The following is a 23,855-nucleotide window of genomic DNA, read 5'->3' as shown; positions in this document are numbered from 1 at the left end:
ATCTGGAGAATTCACATGGGCAAGCAGGCAATCGGCGTGGTGGGGCTGGCGGTGATGGGCCGCAATCTGGCGCTCAACATCGAGAGCCGCGGTCACGCGGTGTCGGTTTTCAACCGCACACGCGAGAAAACCGACGAACTGATCAAGGAATATCCGGATCGCAAACTGGTGCCGGCTTACACGCTGGAAGAATTCGTCGAGTCGCTGGAAAAGCCGCGCCGCATCCTGATGATGGTCAAGGCCGGCGAGCCGACCGACGCGACCATCGCGTCGCTCAAGCCGCTCCTCGAGAAGGGCGACATCCTGATCGACGGCGGCAATACGCACTTCACCGACACGATCCGCCGCAACCAGGAACTCGCGAAGTCCGGGTTGCACTTCATCGGCACGGGCGTGTCGGGCGGCGAAGAAGGCGCGCTCAAAGGGCCGTCGATCATGCCGGGCGGACAGCGCGATGCGTACGACCTCGTCGCGCCGATCCTCACCGAAATTGCAGCGAAGGCGCCGGACGGCGAACCGTGCGTCGCCTACATGGGGCCGGACGGTGCGGGCCACTTCGTGAAGATGGTGCACAACGGAATCGAATACGGCGACATGCAGCTGATCGCCGAAAGCTATTCGGTGCTCAAGCAGGTCGCGGGCCTGTCGAACGAGGAGTTGGGCAAGGTCTACACCGAATGGAACGAAGGCGAGCTCGACAGCTACCTGATCGAAATCACCTCGAAGATTTTCAGCAAGAAGGACGACGAGACCGGCAAGGATCTGCTCGACGTGATCCTCGATCGCGCCGCGCAAAAGGGCACCGGCAAGTGGACGAGCCAGAACGCGCTCGACCTGGGCGTGCCGCTGCCGCTGATCACCGAATCGGTGTTTGCGCGCGTGCTGTCGTCGCTGAAGGATCAGCGCGTGGCGGCGAGCAAGGTCATCACCGGCCCGGAGAAGCAGCCGTTCAACGGCGACCGCGCGGCGCTCATCGAATCGGTGCGCCGTGCGCTGTATTTCAGCAAGGTGATTTCGTACGCGCAGGGGTTCGCGCAGTTGCGCGCGGCGGCCAGCGAGTACAAATGGGATCTCGACTACGGCACGATTGCGAAGATCTTCCGCGCCGGCTGCATCATCCGTGCCCGCTTCCTGCAGAAGATCACCGACGCCTACGCGAAGGACAAGGCGCTCCCCAACCTGCTGCTCGATCCGTATTTCCGCGACATCGCCGCCAAATATCAGAGCGCGCTGCGCGACGTGGTGATTGCCGCCGTGCAGGCCGGTGTGCCGGTGCCGGCGTTTGCGTCGGCAGTGGCGTATTTCGATGGTTACCGGTCGGAGCGTCTGCCGGCGAACCTGGTGCAGGCGCAACGCGATTTCTTCGGCGCGCATACGTTCGAGCGCATCGACAAGCCCGGCAGTTTCCACGCCAACTGGTCCTGACGGAGTAATTCGGGCGCTGTGGCGGGCAGACTGCCCTCCATGGCGCCTGTAAGGGCATTATTGCGAAACCCTATCGACGCAATGGGTTTTTTCTCGCTCAAAAATTGAATTATTGCGGATCGAGCAAAAGAGTTTCATTGAAATAAGGGTTTTCCCTGAAGTCCGACTTCCCTAGACTGTCGTTAACCGCTTCCGGACAAGGTGTCCGAAGCGAGCTAAAACAAGTTCTGGAGGGAAGTCACCATGAAGTCACTGATCAAAGCAGCAGTTGTCGCCGCCGTTCTGGCCGCCCCGATTGTTTCGTTTGCCCAATCGAACCAGCCGCTGACCCGCGCGCAGGTCCGCGAACAACTCGTGCAACTGGAAAAGGCAGGCTACAGCCCGCTCGACGACCGCACCACGTACCCGCAGCACATCCAGGCCGCCGAAGCGCGCATTGCGGCGCAGAACAGCACTGCGCAAGCCGATAGCAGCGGCTACGGCGCGTCGACCAAGGGTTCGTCGCAGGCCGGTTTCCGTGCTGAAGCTGACCGCACCGGCCCGCAATCGGTGTTCTTCGGCAACTGATCGCCAGGACGCGTAGAGCGTCCGCTTAAACAGAAAAGCGCTGACCGGCATGTCCGGTCGGCGCTTTTTTGCATTTCAATGCAGTGTGCGATGGCGGCGGGCTATATCGTCGAACAGATCACTGCTCGATTCGAGCGCGAGCAGCCAGGTTTCGTCGTAGCCGCTCAATGTATCGAGGGCCTCGCGCAGCCGTTCGATTGCAACCGCGGGCAGTTCGACGGTCGCCTCCACGCCGCTCGACAGGCGCGCAACGCTTGCCAGCTGAACGAGTGCGTCGGCCGCTTCGGCGACATCGGTGGCGAAGACAAGATGCGTATTCAACAGCTCGGCCAGCCCGGATGACGTCGCGACATCCTCGACATTGAGCTGCAGGGCCAGAAACGTGGCTTTGTTCATCCTCGAACTCCTCGCGGACAGGACATCGCGAATCGGCAATCGGCTCACCCGCAGTATGTCGCGGCGGTAATGGCCAGTATAGGCGAGCGTCGGGGGGATTCAATGATGTGCCGGACGTGCCAGGTTCGCTTTACAAACTGTCAGTTTTGAGCGAGGGGACCGTGCCTGATGCAGCGGATCATATAATCAGTCACGCATTGTTCTACGATCGACCGGCACATCGCGCTGACGTGTATTCGACCCCGTCAGCAGAACCTCAGGCATAGGCCCCTCTCACGAGTTGGTGCGATAAGCAGGCCGGGCGGAGCCCGGGCCGCTCATAACCGTTTGCAATCTGGTCGTTTTCCCGTGGAGGGCCATTCCCTCTTGCACGGGCGGTTTCAAAGCCGAAGTGCAACGGGTTAATGGAGGGTTGATGGTGTTTGTGTCGGGGCCTCGAGCATGCGTGCGAAGACTTCAAGTGGCCTTCCTTAGTGCGTTACTCGCGACGCGACTGCCATGCCATGCCATGCCGCGTCGCGACCGACCAGTTAAACCGAGAAGCGACAGAGCGTCTCGCCGCCGTCGATGCGGATGAGGTCACCGTGGATGTAGCTCGACTCGTCCGACGCGAGGAATATCGCAAGGTTCGCGATATCTTCGACCTCGCCCCAGCGTTTCAGGGGGATTGCCTCCGTGAACACTTTGTCGAAGTCCTTGTCGTCGAACAGCGCGCGAGTCAGGGACGTTTTCGCATACGTCGGGCAGATTCCGTTGACGCGGATTTTGTCACGCCCGTATTCGATTGCGAGGCAGCGTGTCAGATTCGCCGCCGCTCCCTTTGATATGTTATAGACGGACTGCTTCGGGTGGCCCTGCAGGCCCGCTGTCGAAACGATGTTGACGATATTTCCGCCTCGACCTTGCTTAAGGAACTCCTTGATAGCTTCCTGGCAGCCGAACCACGTACCTTTCACGTTCACGTCAAAGCAGGCGTCGAGGTCTTCGACCCCGAACTCGTGGGCAAGCTTTCCGGCCCGGTAGATGCCAGCATTGTTCACCATGACGTCGAGACCGCCATATAGCCGGACGGTCTCTCTCACCAGATTTGCGACCTGCTCCTGTTTCGTCACGTCGCACGCTACATACTGAGCCTTGCCACCGGCCTCCGTAATGGCAGCCGCAGTCGTCAACTGGGGATTGCCTTCGAAGCCACCCTGGTTAGGGGCTTCGTGAACATCACTGACGACCACGCAGGCGCCTTCCGCTGCATACGCCATTGCGATGCCACGACCGAACCCCGAGCTCGCGCCCGTGACTATGGCAACCTTACCTTTGAGCCTATCCATAAACCCTCCTGTCAGATGTAATGGCAGCCGCAACGGGCCGGCCATCACTGCGTTTAGCGAGCCGTGAAGGCGCCGTCTACGGTGAGCATCGAACCCGTCATCCACTCCGCGTCGTCCGACGCGAGGAAGAGCGCGGCTTTGGCGACATCTTCAGCGGTGCCGACACGCGGCCAAGGGGTGAGCTCGTGAAGCAGCTTGTCTCCTTGTGTAGTAGTACTGTCGAATGACGCTGCGTTGCATTATTTGTATACGAGGCAGTGACCCTCAAAGTGGTCGATCAGGCCGAGAAGGATGTGAACGTCTGAACCGCAATCTTCCCGTCTTTTACGAACAGCGTATCCGTTGCGTCTTCGCGGACTTTCGGCTTGATTTCCATCGTCGTCTCCTCATCTCCGCCGAACCGTCATCGAGCTCGGCAAGGTTTGTGGGTGAAACAACGATATCGCAGGGGGGCGAGGGAGGATTGCACGCGAGTGCACGTCGAGTTGCCTGCCAGCGCAATGACGCACTTTCGATTTGCGTAGTGTCCGTTTAAAAGTCCCAAGCTTTATGACGGACGGAGGGCGTCGAATGTGCGGCGTGGTCAGTCACCAGGAGATTGGCGGCTAGTTCACGGTCACAGACGGCCCCGTGTGCGGGCCGGCCAGGCCGTGCCACATGCGGTCTCAGGAAAGCGTTGTTGGTGCGAAGCTTGTTCAGCGAAAGGATCCCGACCAAGGCGCTGCCTGGAGCAAGTCTCACGGGGGCTTTGTACGCTTCGTCATATTGTCCGCCGGTAGCATGCCCGGCAACGCCTCTACAAAGAAATCTGCCTGTAATGCAGCCCCAGCCTGCACGTCGTACTGGGCAAAGTCCCGCACGCCCGCCGCCAGCAGGACTTCGTCGTCGAGGAAAAAGTTTCCCGAACACTCTCTAGCGGGACGCGTCAGGATAAAGTGTGCCGCGTCGGCGACTATTTCCGGCTTCCGACAAGCCGCGACCATGTCCGCGCCGCCAATCTCGTTTCGCACAGCAGCGGTCGCGATGGCCGTTCTGGGCCAGAGTGAATTGACCGCGACGCCACGGTCCTTGAACTCGCCCGCAAGCGCCAGCGTGAACAGGCTCATCGTGTATTTTGCGATGGTGTATGCCGGAAAATCCTTAAACCACTTCGCGTCGCTGACCAATGGCGGTGACAGAGTGAGGATGTGCGGGTTCGACGAATTGAGGAGGTGAGGCAGGCAGGCCTGTGCACATACAAACGTCCCTCTGCCATTGACCCCATGCATCAGGTCGTACCGTTTGACGGGTGTGTCAAGCGTGCCAGTCAGTCGAATGGCGCTGGCATTGTTCACGAGTATATCGATGCCGCCAAACAACCCGACGGCTTCGGCAACCGCGGCTTTTACGCGGTCTTCGTCACGTATGTCGACAACCAGCGGAAGCGCGTTGCCACCAGCAGCTCTAATAGCGGCAGCCGCCGTATGAATCGTACCCTCAAGACGCGGGTCTGGGTCGGCGGTCTTGGCGGCAATCACGATATTCGCGCCGTCGCGTGCGGCTCTGAGTGCAATCGCGAGTCCGATGCCGCGACTGCCGCCGGATATGAAGAGGGTCTTGCCGGCAAGGCTCATGGTCCACTCCTGAATATTCCCTCTAGCATACGCCGCTGGAGCCATCGCGCCATTGCCGACGTGGACGCTCCTCGCGAATGGGATGCCGAGTGTCACTCATCTCGTTGTGAGTCCCAGCCGCTGAGCCTGGTTCGCATGTGGCTTGTGGGTCATTGCGCATCGCTGGTCATCCCGTGCGAAGGACGACGCCATGCTCCCCGTACAGACGCCGTAGCTCTGGACCTTGAATTGAATTTACGGAACCGTCAGGTCCTTCAAGATGAGAGAAGCGGTCTGTCCGTTGTGCCGTGACTATGCCCGTGGTCGTCGCCCTTGCGCAGGTCACAAACCAGGACGAAATCGCACTCCAGAGTCCGAACGCCGCCAGCGCGACGCTCGAAATTGTATCGACCCTGTGACCAAAGTTTGCCGCGATGGAGACAGCCGCCAGTGATACGAGGGCTGCCAGGATAATGGTCGTGACTATGTGACTGGTGCTGTCAGTTCCAACTTCGTCGGCGCCGCCTGTTGCAGGCTAAGCCTCCGCTAATAATACCCGTCTATCCTGTTCTCACGCGTCGAATACACCGATGCCATTTCCGCTCGCGCCAGTTGCACAGCATGCAAACATGCTGCGTAGGTTCCGTGACGCGGTAGCTCAATATTCCGGAGTATCCATATGAGAACTCTCTCACACCTCACAATTGTTGCATTTCTCTTGATTCCCGCAGTGTCATTTGCTCAACAAACGAACAGCCCTGCGGTTGGCGGTGCGGCGAACCCACAACCCATGACCTCCTCGCCCGACGGGCTCTTGAACCACTCGAACCCGCAATACCAGAAGTCCGTCCCTAGTGCGGGAATCTCTCGCGACAGCTCGGGATATGGGCCCACAATCAACGGCTCATCGCAGTCCTCGATGTCGCACAACGTTGGGAAAAATTCCACGCTTTTTGCCCATTGACCCTGGCTAGCCGGTCAACAAATCCGAGTTCGCAGTTTTGCTCGTCACCGCTTGGCGTGCTTGTGTCCATTCCACTCGTGGCACGTCATTGCCGGTAAAGAGCGTTTCTCACGTCCAGTGGATGGTCACCGCTGCAGGGTCAACAAAGGCAATACCGTGCCGCCATTGACCCGAAGCGGCAGCCATCCCTTGTGGGACCCGGCATCACGTCCGGGTCCTTTTTTTTTGTACGCATGGCATGGTCGCGCAGCGCCGAGACCATCATCGAGGTGACCTACCAGTATCAGGCCACACCGTGGTGGCAGTTGCAGACGGACTTCCAGTACGCGTTCCGTCCGGCAGGCGGCATTCCGGATGCGGACAATCCATCCCAACGCGTCGGTAACGAAGCTGTGGTTGGCGTGCAGACTAGCATCACTTTCTGACGCAGCCGTGTCAACTCGCCCGGGTTCGGGCGGGATGACCGGTGCGCTAGGACATCGATACCCCGAGCAGCGTACCGACACCGTAGGTAAAGGCGGCGGCGACACAACCGATAATGACCTGGCGGGCGGCTGAAAACCAGGGTGTCCGGCCGTTGAAGAGCGACGTGACCACGCCGATAATCGCCAACCCAAGGACACTAAGCGCGACGCTGGTGGCAATGCCTATAAAGCCATGCGACCAGAAAAATGGCATGGCGGGAAAGATTGCGCCCACGGCGAAGAGGCCGAAGGACGTGCCGGCGGCACTCCATGGATTTCCCCCGAGTTCGTCCGGGTCGATGCCAAGCTCTTCACGTGTGAGCGTATCGAGCGCCTTGTCATGATTGCGCATTATCTGCTCGGCGACCCGATGTGCTTCGTCCTTATCAAGTCCTTTTGCCTGATAGATGAGCGCCAGCTCCCGTTGCTCGGCCTCGGGTGTGTGCTCGAGCTCTTCAGCTTCACGCGCGATTTGAGTCGACGCGAGTTCTCTTGCGTTCGTCACCGACAGCCATTCGCCTAACGCCATGGAACAGGCTCCGGCGATGAGACCGGCGAGTCCAGTCAGAAGTATGACCTTGTTGGATGAGCCGGCGCCGGCCACGCCCATGATGAGGCAGAAGTTCGACACAAGGCCATCGTTGGCGCCAAGCACGGCGGCCCGCAAATCGTTGCCCGAAGCGCCCCGATGCCACGATTCGGCCCGGGCGATTTCCGCGCCGGTCACCCCCCCGGCGGGGCCTCGTTGCGCTGCTGCCGCCACGACTGCCGCATGACTGTGTTCATCAGCGGAAAGACCCTGTGAATCGGGCTGGTTTGCATATTTGTCGCGGTCTGCGAACTCAGCGGCAGCCAGGGCCGGAAGGACGAAGCGCGGGCCAAACCGGCGTATGAGCGTACGCAAAGTTTTCGTTTTGAACGATGGTTTGGCGAATGAAGCGTGGATGCCTCGTTCTTCCAGCTTGGCGCGCCATAGCTGCGCATGCTCCCGCTCCGCCTGAGCCAACTGCAGGAAGACGTCCCGTCGAGAGGAATTCGGCTCCGCTGCTGCGAGTTCTTCGTAGAGTGCCGCACCGTCCATCTCGTCCCGCAGGTTAGCGCGGAAGCGTTTGATATCTGATTTGTGGTGTTGTGTCATGGGCGCAGTTGTCCTGATAGTCACCGCGCGAGTGTAGGTGGTTTCCCATGACAACAAGATAAAGGCCCCACGCATGGCATTTATTGCGAACAACAAGGGCTCTCATTCTCGCTTACGCTGCCCTGGTTCCCGGCCAGACGATGGCCTGGAATGCCGGGAGGGCTTCCGCTGTGTCCGTCACAGCCGCGTTAATCCTGGTGCAGCCGCTCGACTGCCTCGATTTGCGCTCTGATGCGGCGCGCCGCGCTCGGCACTGACGATTTTCAGACCGCAAGCCGGTTACGGGTAAGAGGTGGCGGAAAGCAGCCACTCGGATGGGCGCGTCACCACAGATTGGCGCTAGCGCCTCCGCGCGCCAGATAATTCGGCGCCCTCAGTCTGCTCAGCGGCCTCTTTACGCAAGCGTGCAGCGTCATCGCGCATACCTTCCTTGCCGACCGCTTTATGCACGCTTTCCGATGGGTCATGAGAACGCTCCATCCAACGAAACAGGAGTACGGCGAGAGCGCCGCCGACCAGTTGGCTCACAACGAATCCGGGCGCGTCGACAGGTCGAATGCCAGCAAAGGTGTCTGTGAACGAGCGCGCAATCGTCACGGTCGGGTTCGCGAACGAGGTGGAAGCTGTGAACCAGTAGGCTGCTGTGATATAGCCGCCGACCGCTACGGGAACAAACTCAATTCGTCGTTTTGCAACGTTCAGAATGACCGTGAGCAAGCCGAACGAGGCAACTACCTCACTCCACCACTGTGATGGGCCCGTGCGCACGTGTCGCGAAGCTTCTATCAACGGCAGGTCAAACATTCCGTGAGCAGCTATCACGCCCGCAATTGCCCCGACCGCTTGCGCCGCGACATAGGCACCTGCGTGCTTCCATCGCAGCTTGCCAAGGCAGACCTCGGCGAGCGTAACCAATGGGTTGAAGTGTGCCCCCGAAATACTGATAAAGGTGGCGATGAGCGCGACCAGTCCTGCGCCAGTTGCCAGGGTATTGGCCAGTAGCGCGATTCCGACGTTGCCGCCGGCAAGTCGTTCGCCCATGATTCCGGAGCCCACGACGGTTGCCAGAAGCAGCGCCGAGCCGAGGAACTCGGCCACGACGGCATGACGCACCCTCATAGCGATGATATCCCGATATCAGTGACTTCTTTTTTCAACGCGAGACGGTCGAGGGATGCAAGCGGAAGGCTCTTGAAGAGCTCAAGCCGTTTGCGAAGTGTCGCCGCCGCATCCTTGAAAGCGCGCTTCTTCGTGTCATCGGAACCCTCGACAGCAGCCGGGTCGGGAACGCCCCAATGCGCAGTGACCGGTTGCCCCGGCCAGACTGGGCACTGTTCACCGGCCGCCTGGTCACATACGGTAAAGACGAAGTCCATTACCGGCGCATCGGGAGCAGCAAACTCATCCCATTAGTTGCTTCGAAGTCCTTCCGTGGGAGGCCCCATTTGCTGAAGGAGCTGCAGCGTCAACGGGTTAATTTCCCCCTTCGGATGACTGCCGCCCGACCAGGCCCTGAACCGACCACCGCCAAGCGCATTTAACTGAACTTCAGCAAGCACGCTGCGGGCACGAATTACCCGTGCACAGAAACAGGACGTTGTAGACCTTGTCGCTCATGTCGAACCTCAAGCAGATAAGCCGATGGATACGCGTCGTATCGGTTACTGAGCCACGCCGATGGCTGAGACGTCGATGTCGCCGACCCTTCGCAACTCGGCACGAATAGCGGCTTCATCAAGTGTCTCCAGCGGTACCTCGAGGAAGACGTCGACGCGATGTTTAATCTGCTGAAAAACCTGTTCGAATGCAGCGCGCTTCGTCGCATCAGTGCCTTCCACAGCGGCAGGGTCGTAGAAGCCCCAGTGTGCAGATGCTGGCTGCCCGGGCCAAAGGGGACATACTTCGCCAGCAGCCTGGTCGCACACCGTGATGATGAAATCCATATGCGGCGCACCCGGTGCGGCGAACTCGTCCCATGACTTGCTACGTAGATTGGACACGTCGTAGCCCGTCTCCGTAACCTGTTCGATTGCGAAAGGATTGACCTTTCCGGTCGGATGACTTCCTGCGCTGAATGCATGGAAGCGACCCTGCCCCAACGTGGCGAGAAGTGCTTCCGCCATCACGCTGCGAGCGGAGTTACCCGTGCAGAGGAACAGCACGTTGAACGTTCGGGATTCGACCACGAATATCTCCGGAATGGGTTGTGGCTCAGGATGATATATCTATATATCCAATCTAATGGAAATGTCATCGGCCAGCAACCTCATTTCGATGACATTACATGCTGCACCGAGCCGGCACCTGCGAGCCAGCACTGAAGCAGCATACGGTCGACGGCGCGCCTGCTGCGTGACGCGTTAGAATCATGCTACAGACCCAACCAACGGCACATCATGAAGGAAAAAGACGCAATCACGGCTTTGGCCGCACTGGCGCAACCGACGCGCCTCAGTATTTTCCGGCTGCTGGTGATAGCGGGGCCCGAAGGCCTGACAGTGGGGGTTATCCAGGAGAAGCTTGGCCTTGCTGGCGCAACGCTGTCTTTTCACCTGAAAGAACTGACGCACGCCGGACTGGTCACGTCACGCCAGGAGGGCCGCTTCGTCTATTACGCACCGGAAATCGAGTACATGAACGAGCTCGTCGGTTTCCTCACCGAAAACTGCTGCCGGGGAGTGGATTCGGCGGCCTGCGCTCCCAGAAAAAAGCTGAAGTGCAAGCCGGTTCCAGCGTGACCTGACCTGAAACCAATAACGCGGCTCAGGTGCCTGTGCGATCAAATGCAAAAGCGCGGCGCTGTTGTCCAACCCGTTCCGGCCGGCGTGAATCCCGCACGGGGCTGGGGAGCAACGTGCCAATTGCGGCCGCCCTTAGGCGGCCGTCGTCTTTCACGCCGCGCGCTCAGCAACAGCCAACCTTTCTCTCAATCATGGCCGGAATCGACGTGACCGGAGCGCAACAGACACCGCGCTCTGAAGCGGCAGCCTGCCGGCTGTCCGCACCGAACATCGGGATGCCGCCGAGGGTGTGATACGTCTCCCACGGCACGCCAGCCGGGTCCTGCGTCCAGTACTTGTTCGAACTAGCGTAGCAGCACTGGGCGCCAGGTTGGTCCTGTACCGCGACGCTGCCGGAGACGACCTGCTCGCGGAGAGCAGCCAGCTCTTCGTCACTGTCGACCTGAAAGCCTAGGTGATTGACGCCAGTTTCACCGCCGCACGCTGAGATGGCGAAGTTCATGCGCGGGTCCTCGAGCATCCACTTCGCGTAGTCGTCCTTGAGCACCGAGGGTTCCGCGCCGAACATGCTGCTATAGAAACGCACGCTTTCTTCGAGCTTCGGGACAACAACATGCACGTGAAATCGCTTCATTTACGCCTCCGTTTCGTTGGTCGCGCAGCCGCATTGCTCTGCTTGCTCCACCGCGCAGCAGTTTTCCATCAGGAAATCCATGAGCGTCTGCATGTGGTCATAGCTGGCGCAGTAGATGATGAACCGGCCCTGACTCTTGCCTTCGATGAGCCCTGCGTGTGCGAGCTCCTTCAGGTGGAATGACAGCGTCGGCGCAGGCAACCCCAGCTTTTCGGCAATGGCTCCTGGACTCATACCCGAGCGTCCGGCCGTCACCAGAAGACGGAAGACCGCGAGACGGGTTTCATGTGCGAGCGCTGCAAGCGCCTTGACTGCCAGCTTCGAATCGAGGGTTGCCATGACGTGCCTCTTATTGATTGCTCGCCTGCGCTTCTTTGCGGGAATGGTCAGCGATTGCCTGGGAGGCCAGGTCGGTCGCCGGGTCGAGCGGACGGTCTTCCTTCACACGTTCGCTGTATCGGTCCACGAGATAGCCGGCACGACCGCGAAGCAGCAGCGTGAATTTGACGAGTTCCTCCATGACATCGACCAGACGGTCGTAGTACGAGGACGGCTTCATTCGGCCATCCTCTTCGAACTCTTCGAACGCCTTGGCAACCGAGCTCTGGTTGGGGATGGTGAACATGCGCATCCACCGTCCGAGCTGACGAAGCTGATTCACCGAGTTGAAAGATTGCGAGCCGCCGCTGACCTGCATGACAGCCAGTGTGCGACTCTGCGTCGGCCGGATACCGCCGCTGACGAGTGGCAAGTGGTCAATCTGCGTCTTTATCAGGCCCGTGATGGTGCCGTGGCGCTCCGGGCTGCACCACACGTGACCCTCTGACCACAGCGACAGCTCGAGCAGCTCCTTTACCTTCGGATGATTCTTCACGTCGACGTCGTCTGCGTGCGGCAGACCGCGCGGGTCGAAAATCCGCGTTTCCGCACCGAACGTCTGCAACAGGCGAGCAGCTTCCTCGACGAGCAACCGCGAATACGACCGCTCACGCAGCGAGCCGTAGAGGAGCAGTATCCGCACCGGCGGCTCCCCATGCATTCCGAGCCGTGCGGCGATATCTGTATCGAAAAAATCTGGCTTGGCGGCCGGAAAGCTGTGGTCGCCGCTAATTGCATGAACTGTCATCTCATTACACTGCTATTTGATATTTCCAATTAGATGGAGGTGTTGGGTCAATTCAAGGCGCTTTGAAGCGTCTGCGGAATACGACCGTCCTGATTTCGTTACTTGCATTCTACTATATTTCCAGTATTCTGGAAATGAGAAAATTATGAGGTTGCCATGGACAGCGAAGACCGCATTTCGACCGAATCGCTCCTGCCGGTGTCGGGAGGGTGGCATTGCCGCTCCATACTGGGATTCCTCGTGCTGATGGCACACGGACGAACTGCTGGCGCAGCGACACAATCTGCTGGTGGGCGCGCTACGACGAAGTCATGGTGCGGGTTGCTCCCGGAAGACGTGGCAAGGGCGTTTGAGTTGGAGACCGGGTACGCGACCTCAGCGATTGCGTTAACAGCAGAGGTTGACGAGAAACTCGAGCTTGCGCGATTCCTGGCTACAGAGGGCTCGTCGGCTGCGGTCCTTGTGATGGATGCAGAAGTCCTGAGCCGTGCCTGGCCGCCGTGTGACTGGAAGACTCCGTTGCTGCGGGTCCGCAATCACCTGGCCGACGAGGGTTCGAAGTTTTTTGTCGCATTAACTACGCGCCGTGAGGCAAGTAGCGTCATCGGGGTGGTGGCAAGCCTGCGGGAGCAGCTCGTCGCCCGACGCGTTCGGCGATACAGCAATCGGGAGGGAATTGGCTTTCTCGGCTCCGTACAGGTCACGCCTCAGACCTCCGTCACGCGCCGTATGGACCAGCTTCACGAACGCGTCGCCGCTGTCATCGCGCACAGACTCGCTTCGACAACATTCTTTTGCTGCGACGCTTTTCGCACCGGTGACGGCACCGTCAACAAACTGAGCCAGATGAGAGGCTGAGAAAATTGAGCACGATGTCGAGTCACGACGAGAATGCCAGCGAGAAGACTGCACCAGCAGACACCCACGACAGGCTCGTGACGTGGGCCCTGGCGCTGGCGCAGCTCGTCTCATGGGGCTCGGTCTACTATTCTTTTTCGCTGCTGGTCGTGCCAATGGACCAGACCATGGGCTGGAGCAAAACGGCGACAAATGCCGCGCTCTCGGTGGGACTGCTAGTTTCCGGATTCGCTGCCTTATCCCGTTGGGCGCTGGATTGACCATGGGCTCGGACGCCGGGTGATGGTTATCGGCTCAGCCATCGCTGCAGCCATGCTGCTGCTCTGGGCCGGCGCGGAGTCGCTGACGGTGCTCTTTGCAGCATGGATTGGCCTCGGCATCTCCATGGCGGCCACGTTCTACGACCCCGTCTTCGCTGTCGTCACGCACCGGTATCCACGAAGCTTCCGGACCAAAATCACGCTCATTACGCTGGTGGCAGGGTTCGCCAGCACAGTCTTTATTCCTTTGACCCAGTTGCTGGTTGGCTCAGTTGGCTGGCGTACGTCACTTGTCGTGCTTGCGAGTGCAAACCTGATCATCGGCCTACCAATTCACATATTGGCAATTCACTCCTCGCGAGCGGACGTGGGCTCCTGACCGCATAGTGGCGCCGTAAAGCTGGCGAACGATGCCGCCACGCGCCGCGCGCTGCGCACATCGACATTCTGGGCGCTCGCTGTCTGTTTCACGGCCTACTACGCGACGTTCGCGGCGCTCACATTTCATCTGGTACCGCTCATGGTCGAGCGCGGCGTATCGAATGCTGTGCTGGTAACAACCATGGCGCTCATTGGTCCCGCACAGGTTGCCGCTCGTGCAGTGTGGTTCACATTCGGCCGAACGCTTCATGTTAGTACCGTGGGCATCATCATCGTGACGCTGTTCCCGCTCTCGACCGTTATCCTGATAAGTGCTGGCCACTCGGCCGCGCTGCTATGGCTGTTCGCGCTTTGCTATGGCGCCGCGAACGGGATGATGACCATCCTGCGCGGCACCATCGTCCAGGACCTGATGTGGACCGAAGGCTACGGTGCGGTCAGCGGCATGCTTTCGTTCCCGTCGAATGTTGCCAAGGGCATAGCGCCGATTGCCGCGGCCAGCATCTGGAGTCTCGCTCACGGCTATGTGGCCGTCGAATGGACGGTCTTTCTCGTCTCGATACTGTCGGCAATCGCATTCTTAGTGGCCGTCCGGGTCAGCCGCCATACGACACCCAGCTCAGCCTGACAGACGCGCTGCCCCGATTCACCACTGCATATCCGGCTCGCGAGAAAAATTCCGCTGCGGTCGTTGTGAGGAGCCACAACTCGATATCGGAACATGTCCGTTGTAGCGTCGGACTCGGGCGCCTCGGCGGGTACAGCCGCCAATGCCATCGAAATACCTGGCGGGACCTCGCGCTATTGTTAGTGACTGAGCCCGGCCGTACTATGAGCGCAGGCTGGCAGACGGTTCACGTTGTCCCATCACTTGAGGGCTGAACCGACGACCTACGGTTTGCCTTTGAGGGTAAATGGAGCCAGCATCGATTGCACATCGACCTGCTGGCCCTGGAGCATAAGCAGCCTCGCGTGAAGGACCGTGTTTTCGAGGACGAGCTTGGCGGTGCTCAGCAGGTATAGCGCGTGAATGTCGGAGACAGACATACCTGCTTCGACCAGGTGGTGGCGCTCGACGAGCGAGCTCATGACCAGCCGCCTGAGTTCCTGCTCTCCGAACGGAAGGTCCGCGTAGTCAATGGGGTCGTCGGCTTCCACTTCCCGCAGCAACTCCACCAGCGATTCTGTGCTCACTTCCATGCGTCGGCTCCTCGTTTTCGTCGTAGGACCTGCATAGCCAAACAGTGACATTCAGCGCTCTTAGGCTACCGGTTCTGGTCGCGACAGTCCAGCCTTGAATGGTCTCGACGTTAATCGACGGACACGGCGTGATAGAGGCGCAGTCGACGGTCGTACAGACGAGCGAGGTAGGCGCGTCCGCTCGTTCAAGTTCTCGAGCACAGCGCCGATATCCAGAATGCTGCCTTTGCATTCAAACGGGAAAATAAAATGCGCACGCTGGTCTCTTTGGTCTCTTTGGTCTTCGCCGTCTCGGCGCTCGTCATCCTTCCTGGATGTTCGACGACTCAAAACGTCACCGCTGGTCCTCAAGTGAAAAGCTCTCCGATGACGACGGCCTGCTTTACTGCACATGGGGGCAGGTCGGCTGATATGGACGCCGCAATTCAGCGCAATCTCGAAAACCACGGCGTGTCGGTGGCGCTTGCGCCCGCGTGCGACAAGGCAGACATGAACGTCACCTACACCGATAGCTGGTTTTGGGACATCGTCATGTATCTGCGTTCCATGGACATCCGTTTCTACAAGGCGCCCAGCGGTGGACTTATCGCATCGGGGCACTGGAAGAATTCGGTCTTGCATCAGTTTCCTAATGCGGATGGCGTCGTTCAGGACCTGATGGACGAGATGTTCAAGCAAACCGGTGAACCCAGTGCTGTTAGAACCAAGGCGGCTTCGAACTAGAACGGCAAGCGTGCTCCTGCTGCGTGATACGCATCACTGTCGGTGCCGACACAAAATCGACCCACATGCCGACGTCGGACTGATCATGTCTGCCAATTAGGAAAAGGCTCCAGCAGCGAACGATTCGCGAGCCGCTCTGGTGGTCCAGCGGTAGTTTCGTCCATAGACATGCAGGTTTAGGACCATTCCGAAAAAAAGCCCGCGCTTTCGCAGGAGCGAGCGAATCCCCCTTGGAGAAGACGGAGTGCCATTGGGAAATGAGCCTGTCGAAGGTTACGCGGTGGGACGGCCCCCTCCCAGGCACGCTGTAACAGTGCTCTAAGCGGTTCCTCCTCAATCGGTCGCGGGTTCCAGTATGGATTCGGCAATGCCACCTTACGCGCGTAATCGAGGTCGGCTTCGGCCAACCCAATCTCGCGAAGACCTCGCGGAACTCCAGGTTTTTCGTTGAGTTGGTAAAGGCCGTCAGGCGCAGAGTCTACGTTCAATGCCCTGGCGATTCGGCCCATAGCCTCATCCGCAACGGTACTGTTGTAAGCGAGAGCGTGAGGGAGAACGATTGCGTGCGTCTCAGCGTGAGGGAGGTTAAATGTTCCACCCAAGGTGTGGCACAGCTTGTGATGAAGAGCCATGCCCACATCGCCGAGCACCGTTCCGCACGCCATCAGACATCTTGCGGACAAGTGGTAGCATCAAATCCACCCCGTCAGCAAGGTCGGTCTCGTGATGGAGACGATTCAAAATCCCGGTTCATCAGACAGAGAAATCCTGGCGGGTATGCTCGCGAGGGCATTCGCTAATGACCCGCTCGCTGTCCATGTTTTCCCGGACGACGAGGTGCGACATCAACGGCTAGTCGCGGTGTACCGATTCTACCTTCGCATATTCTCGCGAAGTGGAGTGGTTGTAACCAACCGCGACCGGAACGCAGCTTCACTCTGGTTGCCTCCCGGTCGTTATCCGCTCTCGCTGGCCGAACATTTACGGCTGCTGCCACGCATGGCGATGGCTACCGGTTTGACGGCGCGCCCCAGCGCGCTGCATGTGCTGAGTCATCTTGAACAGATGCATCCGGCCGGTCGAACGTTCTGGTATCTCGACGTCCTGGGAGTTGAGCCAGTCAAGCAACGCACGGGCCTTGGGGGCACCCTGCTCAAGACCGGACTTGATGTGTGCGACGAGCAGGGAGCAGCTTCCTGGCTGGAGACCGCTGAACCCAGCAACCTGCCGTTTTACTCGGCGTACGGATTTGAGGTGCTGGGTGCTTCTGAGTTGCGGAATGGACCTCGCGTCTGGAGTATGTGGCGTGACGCACGCGAAAATCGAGATTGGTGACAGGCAATTGCGGCAACCGTTACTCCTGCACCGTACCCGACTCGGCGAAGCCGGGCGCGCGACGAAGTACCTTTGCAGCAGCGGTCCCGCAGGTCGTCCGTTACCACGCACCTCGTGAATGCGCTCAATACACTCGTGAAATCATTCCGATAGACATGAATAACCGCACGACCAGGCTTCCTTTGGGTCAGTGAAATTCACAACGCGGCACGGCACCGATTCTTTCTTAAACACGCCCCCAAGTAAGGTGTTATGCGGGACCGCCTGAGCCTTGCAGGACAGTCAGTCGATGTTAGTGAGGAGTGTCAGGCCGGCACCTGCCCCGAGGTGCCGGCAAGGATGCGAAGCTTGTCGCTCATATCGGGGACGTTGTGACCTGCCGCGCGAAGCTCACTCACGAGCCGATGTGCGACTACCCTGCAGTGAGCAAGCGTCTCATGCAGGCGTGGTTCTGACTGCAGGCCGGTCACCGCTTTTTCAAGGTCAGAAGTACATTCGCTTAGCAGGGCGGGAACAACTTCCTCCGGTGGTATCAGGGAGCCGTGAGTCAACAGCTGAGCGGTCCAGTCGCATCCGTACAGAAGCGCACGTCGTTCGGCCTTTCGCGCTTCGTCCTGTTCGAGCATGGCGAGGCTATGCCGGTTCGTCTGAATCTCAGCGCGCCACGTCCCCAGGATGTCTGCCCGCATCGCCGCTATCGCATCACCGAGCGACGCGTTCTGCCCACCCGCTACAAGGCGACGCTCATCGAGTCTGTCTACGTGTTCCCGATAACCTTCGAGGAATGGCTGCCAGTTCAACGGCAGTTCCTGCGTCTGGGAGAATGTGTGGCGAACCTCATTGAATTCATTGCGGATGTCCTGAAGGGCCTGGTTGTCGGCAAGTCGCGCTTCGTGCACGTCGTGGGCCGTCACCATCTGTCGGTGCAGAGGGAAGAGTGGATTGCGGTGGCGCCTCTGTAGATGTCGCTCAGCCGCGCCCGGCCGGGCGCTCCATTTCCAGTTGGGCAGCGATTTCGCGTCAAATTCGACCGCCTGTATCATCGGCCGGAAAACAGCCAGCGCTTCCTCTGTAGCATGGCGAAAGCAGTCTGCCAGCTTGTAGTCATTGCCTTGCAGGGGGGCGTCCGCATTGCCCGCATAAGGCGAGTCGGGCGTAAGCCTGAGGGTGCCTGTGGCCAGAAAGAATTCCATCGGCAGTTCCACGGACAGGCCTTCCTGTCTGAAGGTGCGTTGTTCAGCGGAAATTGCCTCGACAGAATGCGCCAGCTGGTTTTCCAGGTCGAGGAGCGCATCAATGGTGTCTCCCGATGACGGCTGCGCCGCATCGGCAAGCAGGCAGAACGTTTCGCGAGCCATCCTCGCGGCGATAGTGCCGTGCTTCTCAGCAAACAGCCAGAACCAAAGGGCAAGCTGGTAGCCCTTTACACCGTTTCGGGCGGTGGGTTCGATGTCGGGTGTGAACGCAATGCCGGGCGCGGCCCAGCTGGCGAACGGTGTTCCAGCGTCCTGGTATTTGCCCAGGAGTTGCCGTATCGATTCGTGTGTATCGGTGGGCCAGTTGCGCGCCTCCTCGTGGCGCTTCTCGGTCTTCCAGAACCTCCAGTCCATTCTGAACCTCCCAAGAGAGCAAGAGTATCCGTGCTAGGCGCTGGAAAGGATACTTGCACACTCTGCCGAGGGCGTAAACCCAGGCTGTCCTTCCTCTCCCGCAGTGTCAACAGCCGAAGGGCCGTGCTGCTAGCCAGGCCCCTTCCCCTCTGGGAGCGGTGGCGTGCCGATTAAACACAGCGGTTAAGGAGCGCGAGAGGACAGAGGCAGACAACGCCTTTTCGGAAAGTCGGGCCAGAGCTCGGTTCGAATCATGTCCGGTGGGGCTTTGCCCGACATGATTCTCGACCTGTTGCGGCTCAACAATCGACTACGCTCGGCGGTTGACCGACTGGTCGACGAGGTGGGATTGACGAGTGCCCGCGGGCAGATTCCTGGCACCATTGCTGCGATCGAGCGGCCTCAGCCGGTCGCATGCCTCGCGCGCGATATCGGAGCGCACCGCCAGAACGTTCAGCGTATCGTCAACGAGTTGGCGATGGACGGACTCATTTCCTTTACACACAATCTGCACCACAGATGGGCGGCCCTTGTCGTATTGACGGACAATGAGATGCAGACGTTCGAGGACGCGCGCCCGACAGCAACTGGAATCGCACATTGCGAGTCCGATGCTTACGGAGTTCGCCCAGGAGCGTGTTGAGCTGGCCGAAAAGGCACTGAAGAAGAAGGTGAAGCGCGCGATACAACCTGAACATCCCGGTTACGGGGCACTGCATGAAGTACGAATTGCAGGGAAGAAGCTTCGGTATCTGCTGGAGTTCTTTTCGCCAGTGCTCGCCTCCTCCGACCAGTCAGATGCACGTGCCGGAGGCGCACCGCACAAATTCAATCGTTTCAGCCACTTGTCCCGTCTCCTCGAGAATTGTCCACAGGCTTGCAAACAGATTCTGTGGACAAGCCGACGTCCGTGCCCGTCGAGTAGCATCGTGGATGCAGAGCGAAGATTGCCCAAAAACGGTACTGTTTATATCGTTTAGACACGCCCCAGTTCGCGAATCGCCCGCACACCGCGGACCGAACTGACGGCGGCGACGCGTCCGACCACGCGAGACATAACTGTATTGGAGGCGACGTCATGAAGCCTTTTGATGCCACGTCGCGCGTTCGGGCCGCCGTTGTGTTGCTGGCGCTTACCACAGCGTTGTCCGGTTGCTACTACTACGTTCCGTACGCGTACGTTCCATACAGCGCCGTGCCGACGACGGAGACCCAGCAGTGGCCATTCACGCTGCCCGATGCCGCAGCGTCCGATTCAACTGTGTCGCCGTACCCCTATAGCGCACTGGCGGCGCCAGTGTTCGTCGAGCCTGCGTATTATCCAGTTGCGTATCCATACTACGGGTGGCCTGCGTGGTGGGGACCGTCGGTGTCGCTGGGCTTCGGCTATTGGGGTGGCTGCTGTTACGGCTGGGGCGGTCACGGCTACCGGGGCCACGGCTATTGGGGCCACGGCTATTGGGGCGGCCACGGACATGGAGGCGGCTGGGGCGGTCACGGCGGCTGGGGCGGTGGCGGTGGCCATTACTGGGGTGGCGGCGGAGGTCACGGGCCCTCGCATTGAGCGCCACGAGCGTATTCGGGTTGCCGCTTGCCACGACCTGACTGACAGCGCGGCCGCGCTAACGGTAACTGAGATGTTGACGCCAACATAAGGTTGACCCACATGCCGACATCGGGCTGGCCAGTCTGCGGAATATCAGGTGGTTCCAGCAGCACCGATTCGCGACCCGCTCTGATGGTCCAGCGGAATTCCGGCATCCGGGTCGCACTGACGTCGGCAACACCTAAGGCTTGTTGAGTACCTTTTATGTCAGTGGCGCGGGCGACGGCGGGGTCACATATCGCGTATTTTGCGTAACTCCTGCTTATCGATAGGACGAGCCGCGCTTACGGAGTGTTGGGCCAACAATTGTTCGGGTACCTTGGTTACGTTCGAGCGGCGTCGCGCCTGGTGGCGACGCGCCTGCAATTTACCAGCAAGCTGATGCGAACCTGAGGGTATCCAAACGCAGAGGATGACTTTCGGGCACGTTTTTCACGCAGATTCGCCAATACTCGCCGTCGCACCGCACACCGGCAGCAGTATTCCCGGCGAGTTGCGGGTCCATCCCGCCTGGGTTGCCATCGAAGGGCGTCTCGCAGGCCCCGCCGGAATCGCGCTGCAGGCTGAAGCCCTGCGGCAAGGCGTTTCCTGCGTTTCGGCTCTCTATCACCCGTGCGTCATCGACTTCAACGTTGCAACGGACAACAGACCGCTGTCGCCGCGACTTAACCGCACCGGGTTGTGCCGCACGCACACGTCGCGAGGTGAGTCGCTTTACGAGGCAGGACTCGAGCCGTCAGAGGCTGAGGTCGAGGGGCGTGTTGAAAAATACTGGCGGCCGTTTCACGCCGCCGTTACGTCTGAATTTCTGCGCCTGAGACGAATTCACGAGAATGTGCTGCTGCTCGTCACTCACGCCAGTTCCTGGCTCTCGCCGTACCGCAACCAGGCGGGAGGCTCTGACTGTAACGCTGGGACGAACCGTGGAACTTCGCGCGCCAGCATCGGGCGAGCCGGCGCAATGATGCCATGTCTTCGAGTACGTCAGCGCCAACGGCAAACTTGTGGTCGCCAATCGAAATGGCATCGCAGCTGACTTCGTCTTTTTCGCGGAAGATATGCGTCGAGCCGGGCCACCCGCAGCTCACAGTCATCGCGTTTCACAAGGAACTCTCGTGGTCGAGCGGTCCGCAATCCGCAAGTACATGGGCGACAAGTGGACCCATCTTTGTCAAAGGCCCAGTCGTATCATACGGGCGTTGGGGGTCGCTCCGAACAGCTTGGAGGAACTTGAGGAAACACTGCTAGCCGAGCTCGAGTTACTGGACGAGGAGCACGGCGGGAAAAACAACTGGGACTCTGTCTTCTCGCCGTTCTCGACGGCCGGGTCGAGATGCGGTTTCGTGAAGCGGGTGTCGAACAATCGACGGCTCTTGAAACTGGCGACGTGTTTTACGCGTCTATGGGTACAGAACATGTGGCGCACCCGTTCGGAGAAGCGCGGATACTGGTGGCGGAAACCGAGGGTAGCGTCTGACGCAGTGCAGCAGCGAGGGCGAATACGATGATTCCAGCTTGGTTGCGCAAAGGGGCGCAGGTCCTGGTTTGCGTTGGCGTACCGATGGCTCTGGCCGCGTGCGCGATGCCGCCATGGAACGAGTCCCTTGACTATCGCAGCGCCCCCCCGCCGTATGCAGCGACGTCGGGCGTGCCTGCCGGCTTCTATCGCGTGAATCCGGGCGACTCGATGCAGTCGATAGCGGTCGCGTTCGGGCAGCGCCCGGAGGACGTCGCGCGATGGAACCGGCTGCCGCCCAACGCGATGGTGGTGGTGGGCCAGATCCTGCGTGTCGCACCGCCCTATCCGGTTGCACCCGCGCCGGTCGCCGCCGTGCCTGTCGTCCCCGCGCCCGTCGTCCCCGGGCCGGTCGGCGCGGTTCCGCCGCCTGTGGGCGGAACGCCGACTCCCGAGACGTCGTCAGTCAAGCTGACATGGCCGGTTCGCGGCCCGCTGCTGTCGACGTTTACGCCGGGCAAGACCAAGGGAATCGTGATCGGCGGCAGGGCGGGCGACCCGGTGCGGGCCGCGGCCGCCGGGCGGGTGGTGTACGCCGGCACGGGTATCGAGGCTTATGGTCCGCTCATCATCATCAAGCACGACGACACGCTCATCACCGCTTACGGCCATAACGGCGCCCTGCTCGTCAAGGAAGGCGATGCGGTCGCCCAGGGTCAGGCTATCGCTGAGATGGGCGCCGATGCGAACGGCACAGGTTCGTTGCAGTTCGAGGTGCGCAGCGGCGGCAAGCCGGTCGATCCGCTCGGCATGCTGCCGCGATCCGGTGGCTAGCCATCTGACGGGTAGCAAGATCCGCAAGAACCCGCCACGCGGCTCGCACAAAGCGGGAAGCGCGCACCGCAGGGCGAGGCCGTTGTGCGGTTTTCAACCCGTGCAGAATTGACTACACTGGCAGGCTCTACCCCGCCGGGATGCCGCACGCCGTTCGAGGCGGTGCCCGCACCGGCAGCCGACCAGGACATTCCCATGATCGATTTGCGCAGCGATACCGTCACCCGTCCCACTCCGGCAATGCTGGCCGCCATGACAGGCGCCGAAGTGGGCGACGACGTCTGGGGCGACGATCCGACCGTATTGCGGCTACAGGCTACGGTTGCTGAACGCACCGGCAAGGAAGCAGGCCTCTTTTTCCCGAGCGGCACTCAGAGCAACCTTGCCGCGTTGATGGCGCATTGCGCGCGCGGTGACGAATACATCGTGGGTCAGGCGGCCCATACCTACAAGTACGAAGGTGGCGGCGCCGCGGTGCTGGGCAGTATCCAGCCGCAACCGCTCGAAAATGCCGCTGACGGTACGTTGCCGCTCGACAAGGTCGCCGCCGCGATCAAGCCGATCGACGACCATTTCGCGCGCACGCGTCTGTTCGCGCTGGAAAACACCATTGGCGGCAAGGTGCTGCCGGCGGGCTACGTCGCAGAGGCGGTCGCGCTCGTGCGGCAACGCGGGCTCGCAACGCATCTCGATGGCGCGCGCGTCTGCAACGCCGCCGTGGCTTCCGGGCAATCGCTCATGGCGCTGTGCGGCCCGTTCGATTCCGTGTCGATCTGCTTTTCCAAAGGGCTTGGCGCGCCGGTGGGTTCGGTGCTGGTCGGCAGCAAGGCGTTGATCGACAGCGCGCATCGCTGGCGCAAGGTGCTCGGCGGCGGCATGCGGCAGTCGGGTGTGCTGGCGGCGGCGTGTCTCTACGCGCTGGACCACAACGTCGAGCGCCTCGCCGACGATCATGCCAACGCCGCGCACCTCGCGGCCGGTCTTGCGCAGATCGACCAGGTGAAGGTGCAGTCGCAGGCAACCAACATGGTGTTCGCGCAGTTTCCGCAGGAACACTGCGCACCGCTCGAAGCCTGGCTCAACGAGCGGGGCATTCTCACACAGATGCTTTATGCGTCACGTTTTGTGACGCACATGGACGTGTCGCGGGCGGACATCGATACTTTCCTGTCGGCGGTGAAAGCCTACTTCGCCCGTTGATGTCAATGCGCTGACGT

23 protein-coding genes and 6 pseudogenes are annotated in these 23,855 nt (G+C 60.2%); 15 read left to right on the top strand and 14 right to left on the bottom strand.

All coding sequences use genetic code 11. The features are described 5' to 3' along the window. Window positions 1-15: 15 nt before the first annotated feature. Both gndA and P3T23_RS10905 read left to right on the top strand, forming a co-directional pair. The gene (gene gndA, locus P3T23_RS10910) at window positions 16-1,425 is read left to right on the top strand and encodes an NADP-dependent phosphogluconate dehydrogenase (RefSeq protein ID WP_429316154.1); all 1,410 of its coding nucleotides are present in this window, start codon (window positions 16-18) and stop codon (window positions 1,423-1,425) included. A 243-nt stretch (window positions 1,426-1,668) separates the two neighbouring features. Further along, window positions 1,669-1,992, top strand: coding sequence for a DUF4148 domain-containing protein (locus tag P3T23_RS10905; RefSeq protein WP_429316153.1), 324 nt, complete (start codon window positions 1,669-1,671; stop codon window positions 1,990-1,992). Window positions 1,993-2,067: 75 nt separating this feature from the next. Here P3T23_RS10905 and P3T23_RS10900 read toward each other — a convergent pair whose 3' ends face one another. The 4 genes and pseudogenes from P3T23_RS10900 to P3T23_RS10885 all read right to left on the bottom strand — a co-directional run bounded on the left by P3T23_RS10900 (window position 2,068) and on the right by P3T23_RS10885 (window position 5,329). Continuing rightward, window positions 2,068-2,388, bottom strand: a complete 321-nt coding sequence (locus P3T23_RS10900; RefSeq protein ID WP_429316152.1) for a hypothetical protein — start codon at window positions 2,386-2,388, stop codon at window positions 2,068-2,070. Between the two features lie 530 nt (window positions 2,389-2,918). Then, entirely contained in the window at window positions 2,919-3,716 is a 798-nt protein-coding gene (locus P3T23_RS10895) for an SDR family NAD(P)-dependent oxidoreductase (RefSeq protein WP_429316151.1), read from the bottom strand. Between the two features lie 53 nt (window positions 3,717-3,769). After that, window positions 3,770-3,916, bottom strand: a pseudogene (locus P3T23_RS10890) (SDR family oxidoreductase); the annotation flags it as partial. Window positions 3,917-4,453: 537 nt separating this feature from the next. Next, on the bottom strand, window positions 4,454-5,329 hold the full coding sequence (locus tag P3T23_RS10885) for an SDR family oxidoreductase (RefSeq protein ID WP_429316150.1): 876 nt from the start codon (window positions 5,327-5,329) through the stop codon (window positions 4,454-4,456). A gap of 1,188 nt (window positions 5,330-6,517) precedes the next feature. Here P3T23_RS10885 and P3T23_RS10880 point away from each other — a divergent pair. Further along, window positions 6,518-6,697, top strand: a pseudogene (locus P3T23_RS10880) (carbohydrate porin); the annotation flags it as partial. A gap of 46 nt (window positions 6,698-6,743) precedes the next feature. On the opposite strand, the gene P3T23_RS10875 reads toward P3T23_RS10880, so the two are convergent. The 4 genes and pseudogenes from P3T23_RS10875 to P3T23_RS10860 all read right to left on the bottom strand — a co-directional run bounded on the left by P3T23_RS10875 (window position 6,744) and on the right by P3T23_RS10860 (window position 10,060). Beyond that, window positions 6,744-7,817 carry a VIT1/CCC1 transporter family protein gene (locus P3T23_RS10875; RefSeq protein WP_429316241.1) on the bottom strand — a complete coding sequence of 358 codons (1,074 nt, stop codon included), beginning with the start codon at window positions 7,815-7,817 and terminating at the stop codon, window positions 6,744-6,746. 396 nt (window positions 7,818-8,213) lie between these two features. Continuing rightward, complete coding sequence (locus tag P3T23_RS10870) at window positions 8,214-8,993, bottom strand: aquaporin (protein ID WP_429316149.1); 780 nt, start codon at window positions 8,991-8,993, stop codon at window positions 8,214-8,216. Further along, window positions 8,990-9,491 (bottom strand): annotated as a pseudogene (locus P3T23_RS10865) (arsenate reductase ArsC). The gene P3T23_RS10870 and the pseudogene P3T23_RS10865 overlap by 4 nt, the downstream one beginning before the upstream one ends. A 44-nt stretch (window positions 9,492-9,535) precedes the next feature. Continuing rightward, a complete protein-coding gene (locus tag P3T23_RS10860; protein WP_429316148.1) occupies window positions 9,536-10,060 on the bottom strand; it encodes an arsenate reductase ArsC in 525 nt (174 codons plus the stop codon). 210 nt (window positions 10,061-10,270) lie between these two features. On the opposite strand from P3T23_RS10860, the gene P3T23_RS10855 reads away from it, so the two are divergent. Beyond that, a complete protein-coding gene (locus P3T23_RS10855; RefSeq protein ID WP_429316147.1) occupies window positions 10,271-10,612 on the top strand; it encodes an ArsR/SmtB family transcription factor in 342 nt (113 codons plus the stop codon). 166 nt (window positions 10,613-10,778) lie between these two features. Here P3T23_RS10855 and P3T23_RS10850 read toward each other — a convergent pair whose 3' ends face one another. The 3 genes from P3T23_RS10850 to arsH are packed head-to-tail and all read right to left on the bottom strand — an operon-like array spanning window position 10,779 to window position 12,288. Continuing rightward, on the bottom strand, window positions 10,779-11,249 hold the full coding sequence (locus P3T23_RS10850) for an ArsI/CadI family heavy metal resistance metalloenzyme (RefSeq protein WP_429316146.1): 471 nt from the start codon (window positions 11,247-11,249) through the stop codon (window positions 10,779-10,781). Further along, window positions 11,250-11,588: an ArsR/SmtB family transcription factor gene (locus tag P3T23_RS10845; protein ID WP_429316145.1), complete on the bottom strand. Its 339-nt coding sequence runs from the start codon at window positions 11,586-11,588 to the stop codon at window positions 11,250-11,252. 10 nt (window positions 11,589-11,598) lie between these two features. After that, window positions 11,599-12,288, bottom strand: a complete 690-nt coding sequence (arsH, locus tag P3T23_RS10840; RefSeq protein WP_429316240.1) for an arsenical resistance protein ArsH — start codon at window positions 12,286-12,288, stop codon at window positions 11,599-11,601. Window positions 12,289-12,531: 243 nt separating this feature from the next. On the opposite strand from arsH, the gene P3T23_RS10835 reads away from it, so the two are divergent. Continuing rightward, the gene (locus P3T23_RS10835) at window positions 12,532-13,233 is read left to right on the top strand and encodes a hypothetical protein (protein WP_429316144.1); all 702 of its coding nucleotides are present in this window, start codon (window positions 12,532-12,534) and stop codon (window positions 13,231-13,233) included. Window positions 13,234-13,247: 14 nt separating this feature from the next. After that, window positions 13,248-14,502 (top strand): annotated as a pseudogene (locus P3T23_RS10830) (MFS transporter). Window positions 14,503-14,765: 263 nt separating this feature from the next. On the opposite strand, the gene P3T23_RS10825 reads toward P3T23_RS10830, so the two are convergent. Continuing rightward, window positions 14,766-15,074, bottom strand: a complete 309-nt coding sequence (locus P3T23_RS10825) for a hypothetical protein (protein WP_429316143.1) — start codon at window positions 15,072-15,074, stop codon at window positions 14,766-14,768. A 249-nt stretch (window positions 15,075-15,323) separates the two neighbouring features. Here P3T23_RS10825 and P3T23_RS10820 point away from each other — a divergent pair, with 249 nt between their 5' ends. Further along, window positions 15,324-15,797, top strand: coding sequence for a hypothetical protein (locus P3T23_RS10820; protein WP_429316142.1), 474 nt, complete (start codon window positions 15,324-15,326; stop codon window positions 15,795-15,797). 281 nt (window positions 15,798-16,078) lie between these two features. Here P3T23_RS10820 and P3T23_RS10815 read toward each other — a convergent pair. Continuing rightward, window positions 16,079-16,456: pseudogene (locus P3T23_RS10815) on the bottom strand (maleylacetate reductase); the annotation flags it as partial. A 67-nt stretch (window positions 16,457-16,523) separates the two neighbouring features. Here P3T23_RS10815 and P3T23_RS10810 point away from each other — a divergent pair. Next, a complete protein-coding gene (locus P3T23_RS10810; RefSeq protein ID WP_429316141.1) occupies window positions 16,524-17,132 on the top strand; it encodes a GNAT family N-acetyltransferase in 609 nt (202 codons plus the stop codon). A 305-nt stretch (window positions 17,133-17,437) separates the two neighbouring features. Here P3T23_RS10810 and P3T23_RS10805 read toward each other — a convergent pair whose 3' ends face one another. Beyond that, on the bottom strand, window positions 17,438-18,742 hold the full coding sequence (locus P3T23_RS10805; protein ID WP_429316140.1) for a tryptophan leader peptide: 1,305 nt from the start codon (window positions 18,740-18,742) through the stop codon (window positions 17,438-17,440). Between the two features lie 277 nt (window positions 18,743-19,019). On the opposite strand from P3T23_RS10805, the gene P3T23_RS10800 reads away from it, so the two are divergent. From P3T23_RS10800 to ltaE, 7 genes and pseudogenes are all read left to right on the top strand, one after another. Next, complete coding sequence (locus tag P3T23_RS10800) at window positions 19,020-19,385, top strand: hypothetical protein (RefSeq protein ID WP_429316139.1); 366 nt, start codon at window positions 19,020-19,022, stop codon at window positions 19,383-19,385. Then, entirely contained in the window at window positions 19,291-19,722 is a 432-nt protein-coding gene (locus P3T23_RS10795; protein WP_429316138.1) for a CHAD domain-containing protein, read from the top strand. The genes P3T23_RS10800 and P3T23_RS10795 overlap by 95 nt, the downstream gene beginning before the upstream one ends. Window positions 19,723-19,820: 98 nt before the next feature. Beyond that, entirely contained in the window at window positions 19,821-20,306 is a 486-nt protein-coding gene (locus P3T23_RS10790) for a hypothetical protein (RefSeq protein WP_429316137.1), read from the top strand. 454 nt (window positions 20,307-20,760) lie between these two features. Beyond that, window positions 20,761-21,384, top strand: coding sequence for an N-formylglutamate amidohydrolase (locus P3T23_RS10785; protein ID WP_429316136.1), 624 nt, complete (start codon window positions 20,761-20,763; stop codon window positions 21,382-21,384). Window positions 21,385-21,651: 267 nt separating this feature from the next. Beyond that, window positions 21,652-21,825, top strand: a pseudogene (locus P3T23_RS10780) (cupin); the annotation flags it as partial. A gap of 27 nt (window positions 21,826-21,852) precedes the next feature. Beyond that, window positions 21,853-22,638: a peptidoglycan DD-metalloendopeptidase family protein gene (locus P3T23_RS10775; protein WP_429316135.1), complete on the top strand. Its 786-nt coding sequence runs from the start codon at window positions 21,853-21,855 to the stop codon at window positions 22,636-22,638. A 195-nt stretch (window positions 22,639-22,833) separates the two neighbouring features. Further along, window positions 22,834-23,838: a low-specificity L-threonine aldolase gene (gene ltaE / locus P3T23_RS10770; RefSeq protein WP_429316134.1), complete on the top strand. Its 1,005-nt coding sequence runs from the start codon at window positions 22,834-22,836 to the stop codon at window positions 23,836-23,838. Window positions 23,839-23,855: the final 17 nt, after the last annotated feature.

Origin of the sequence: Paraburkholderia sp. GAS448 (genome assembly GCF_050435685.1) — a bacterium.
GTDB lineage: Bacteria > Pseudomonadota > Gammaproteobacteria > Burkholderiales > Burkholderiaceae > Paraburkholderia.
This window is presented reverse-complemented; position numbering and strand designations above follow the sequence as displayed.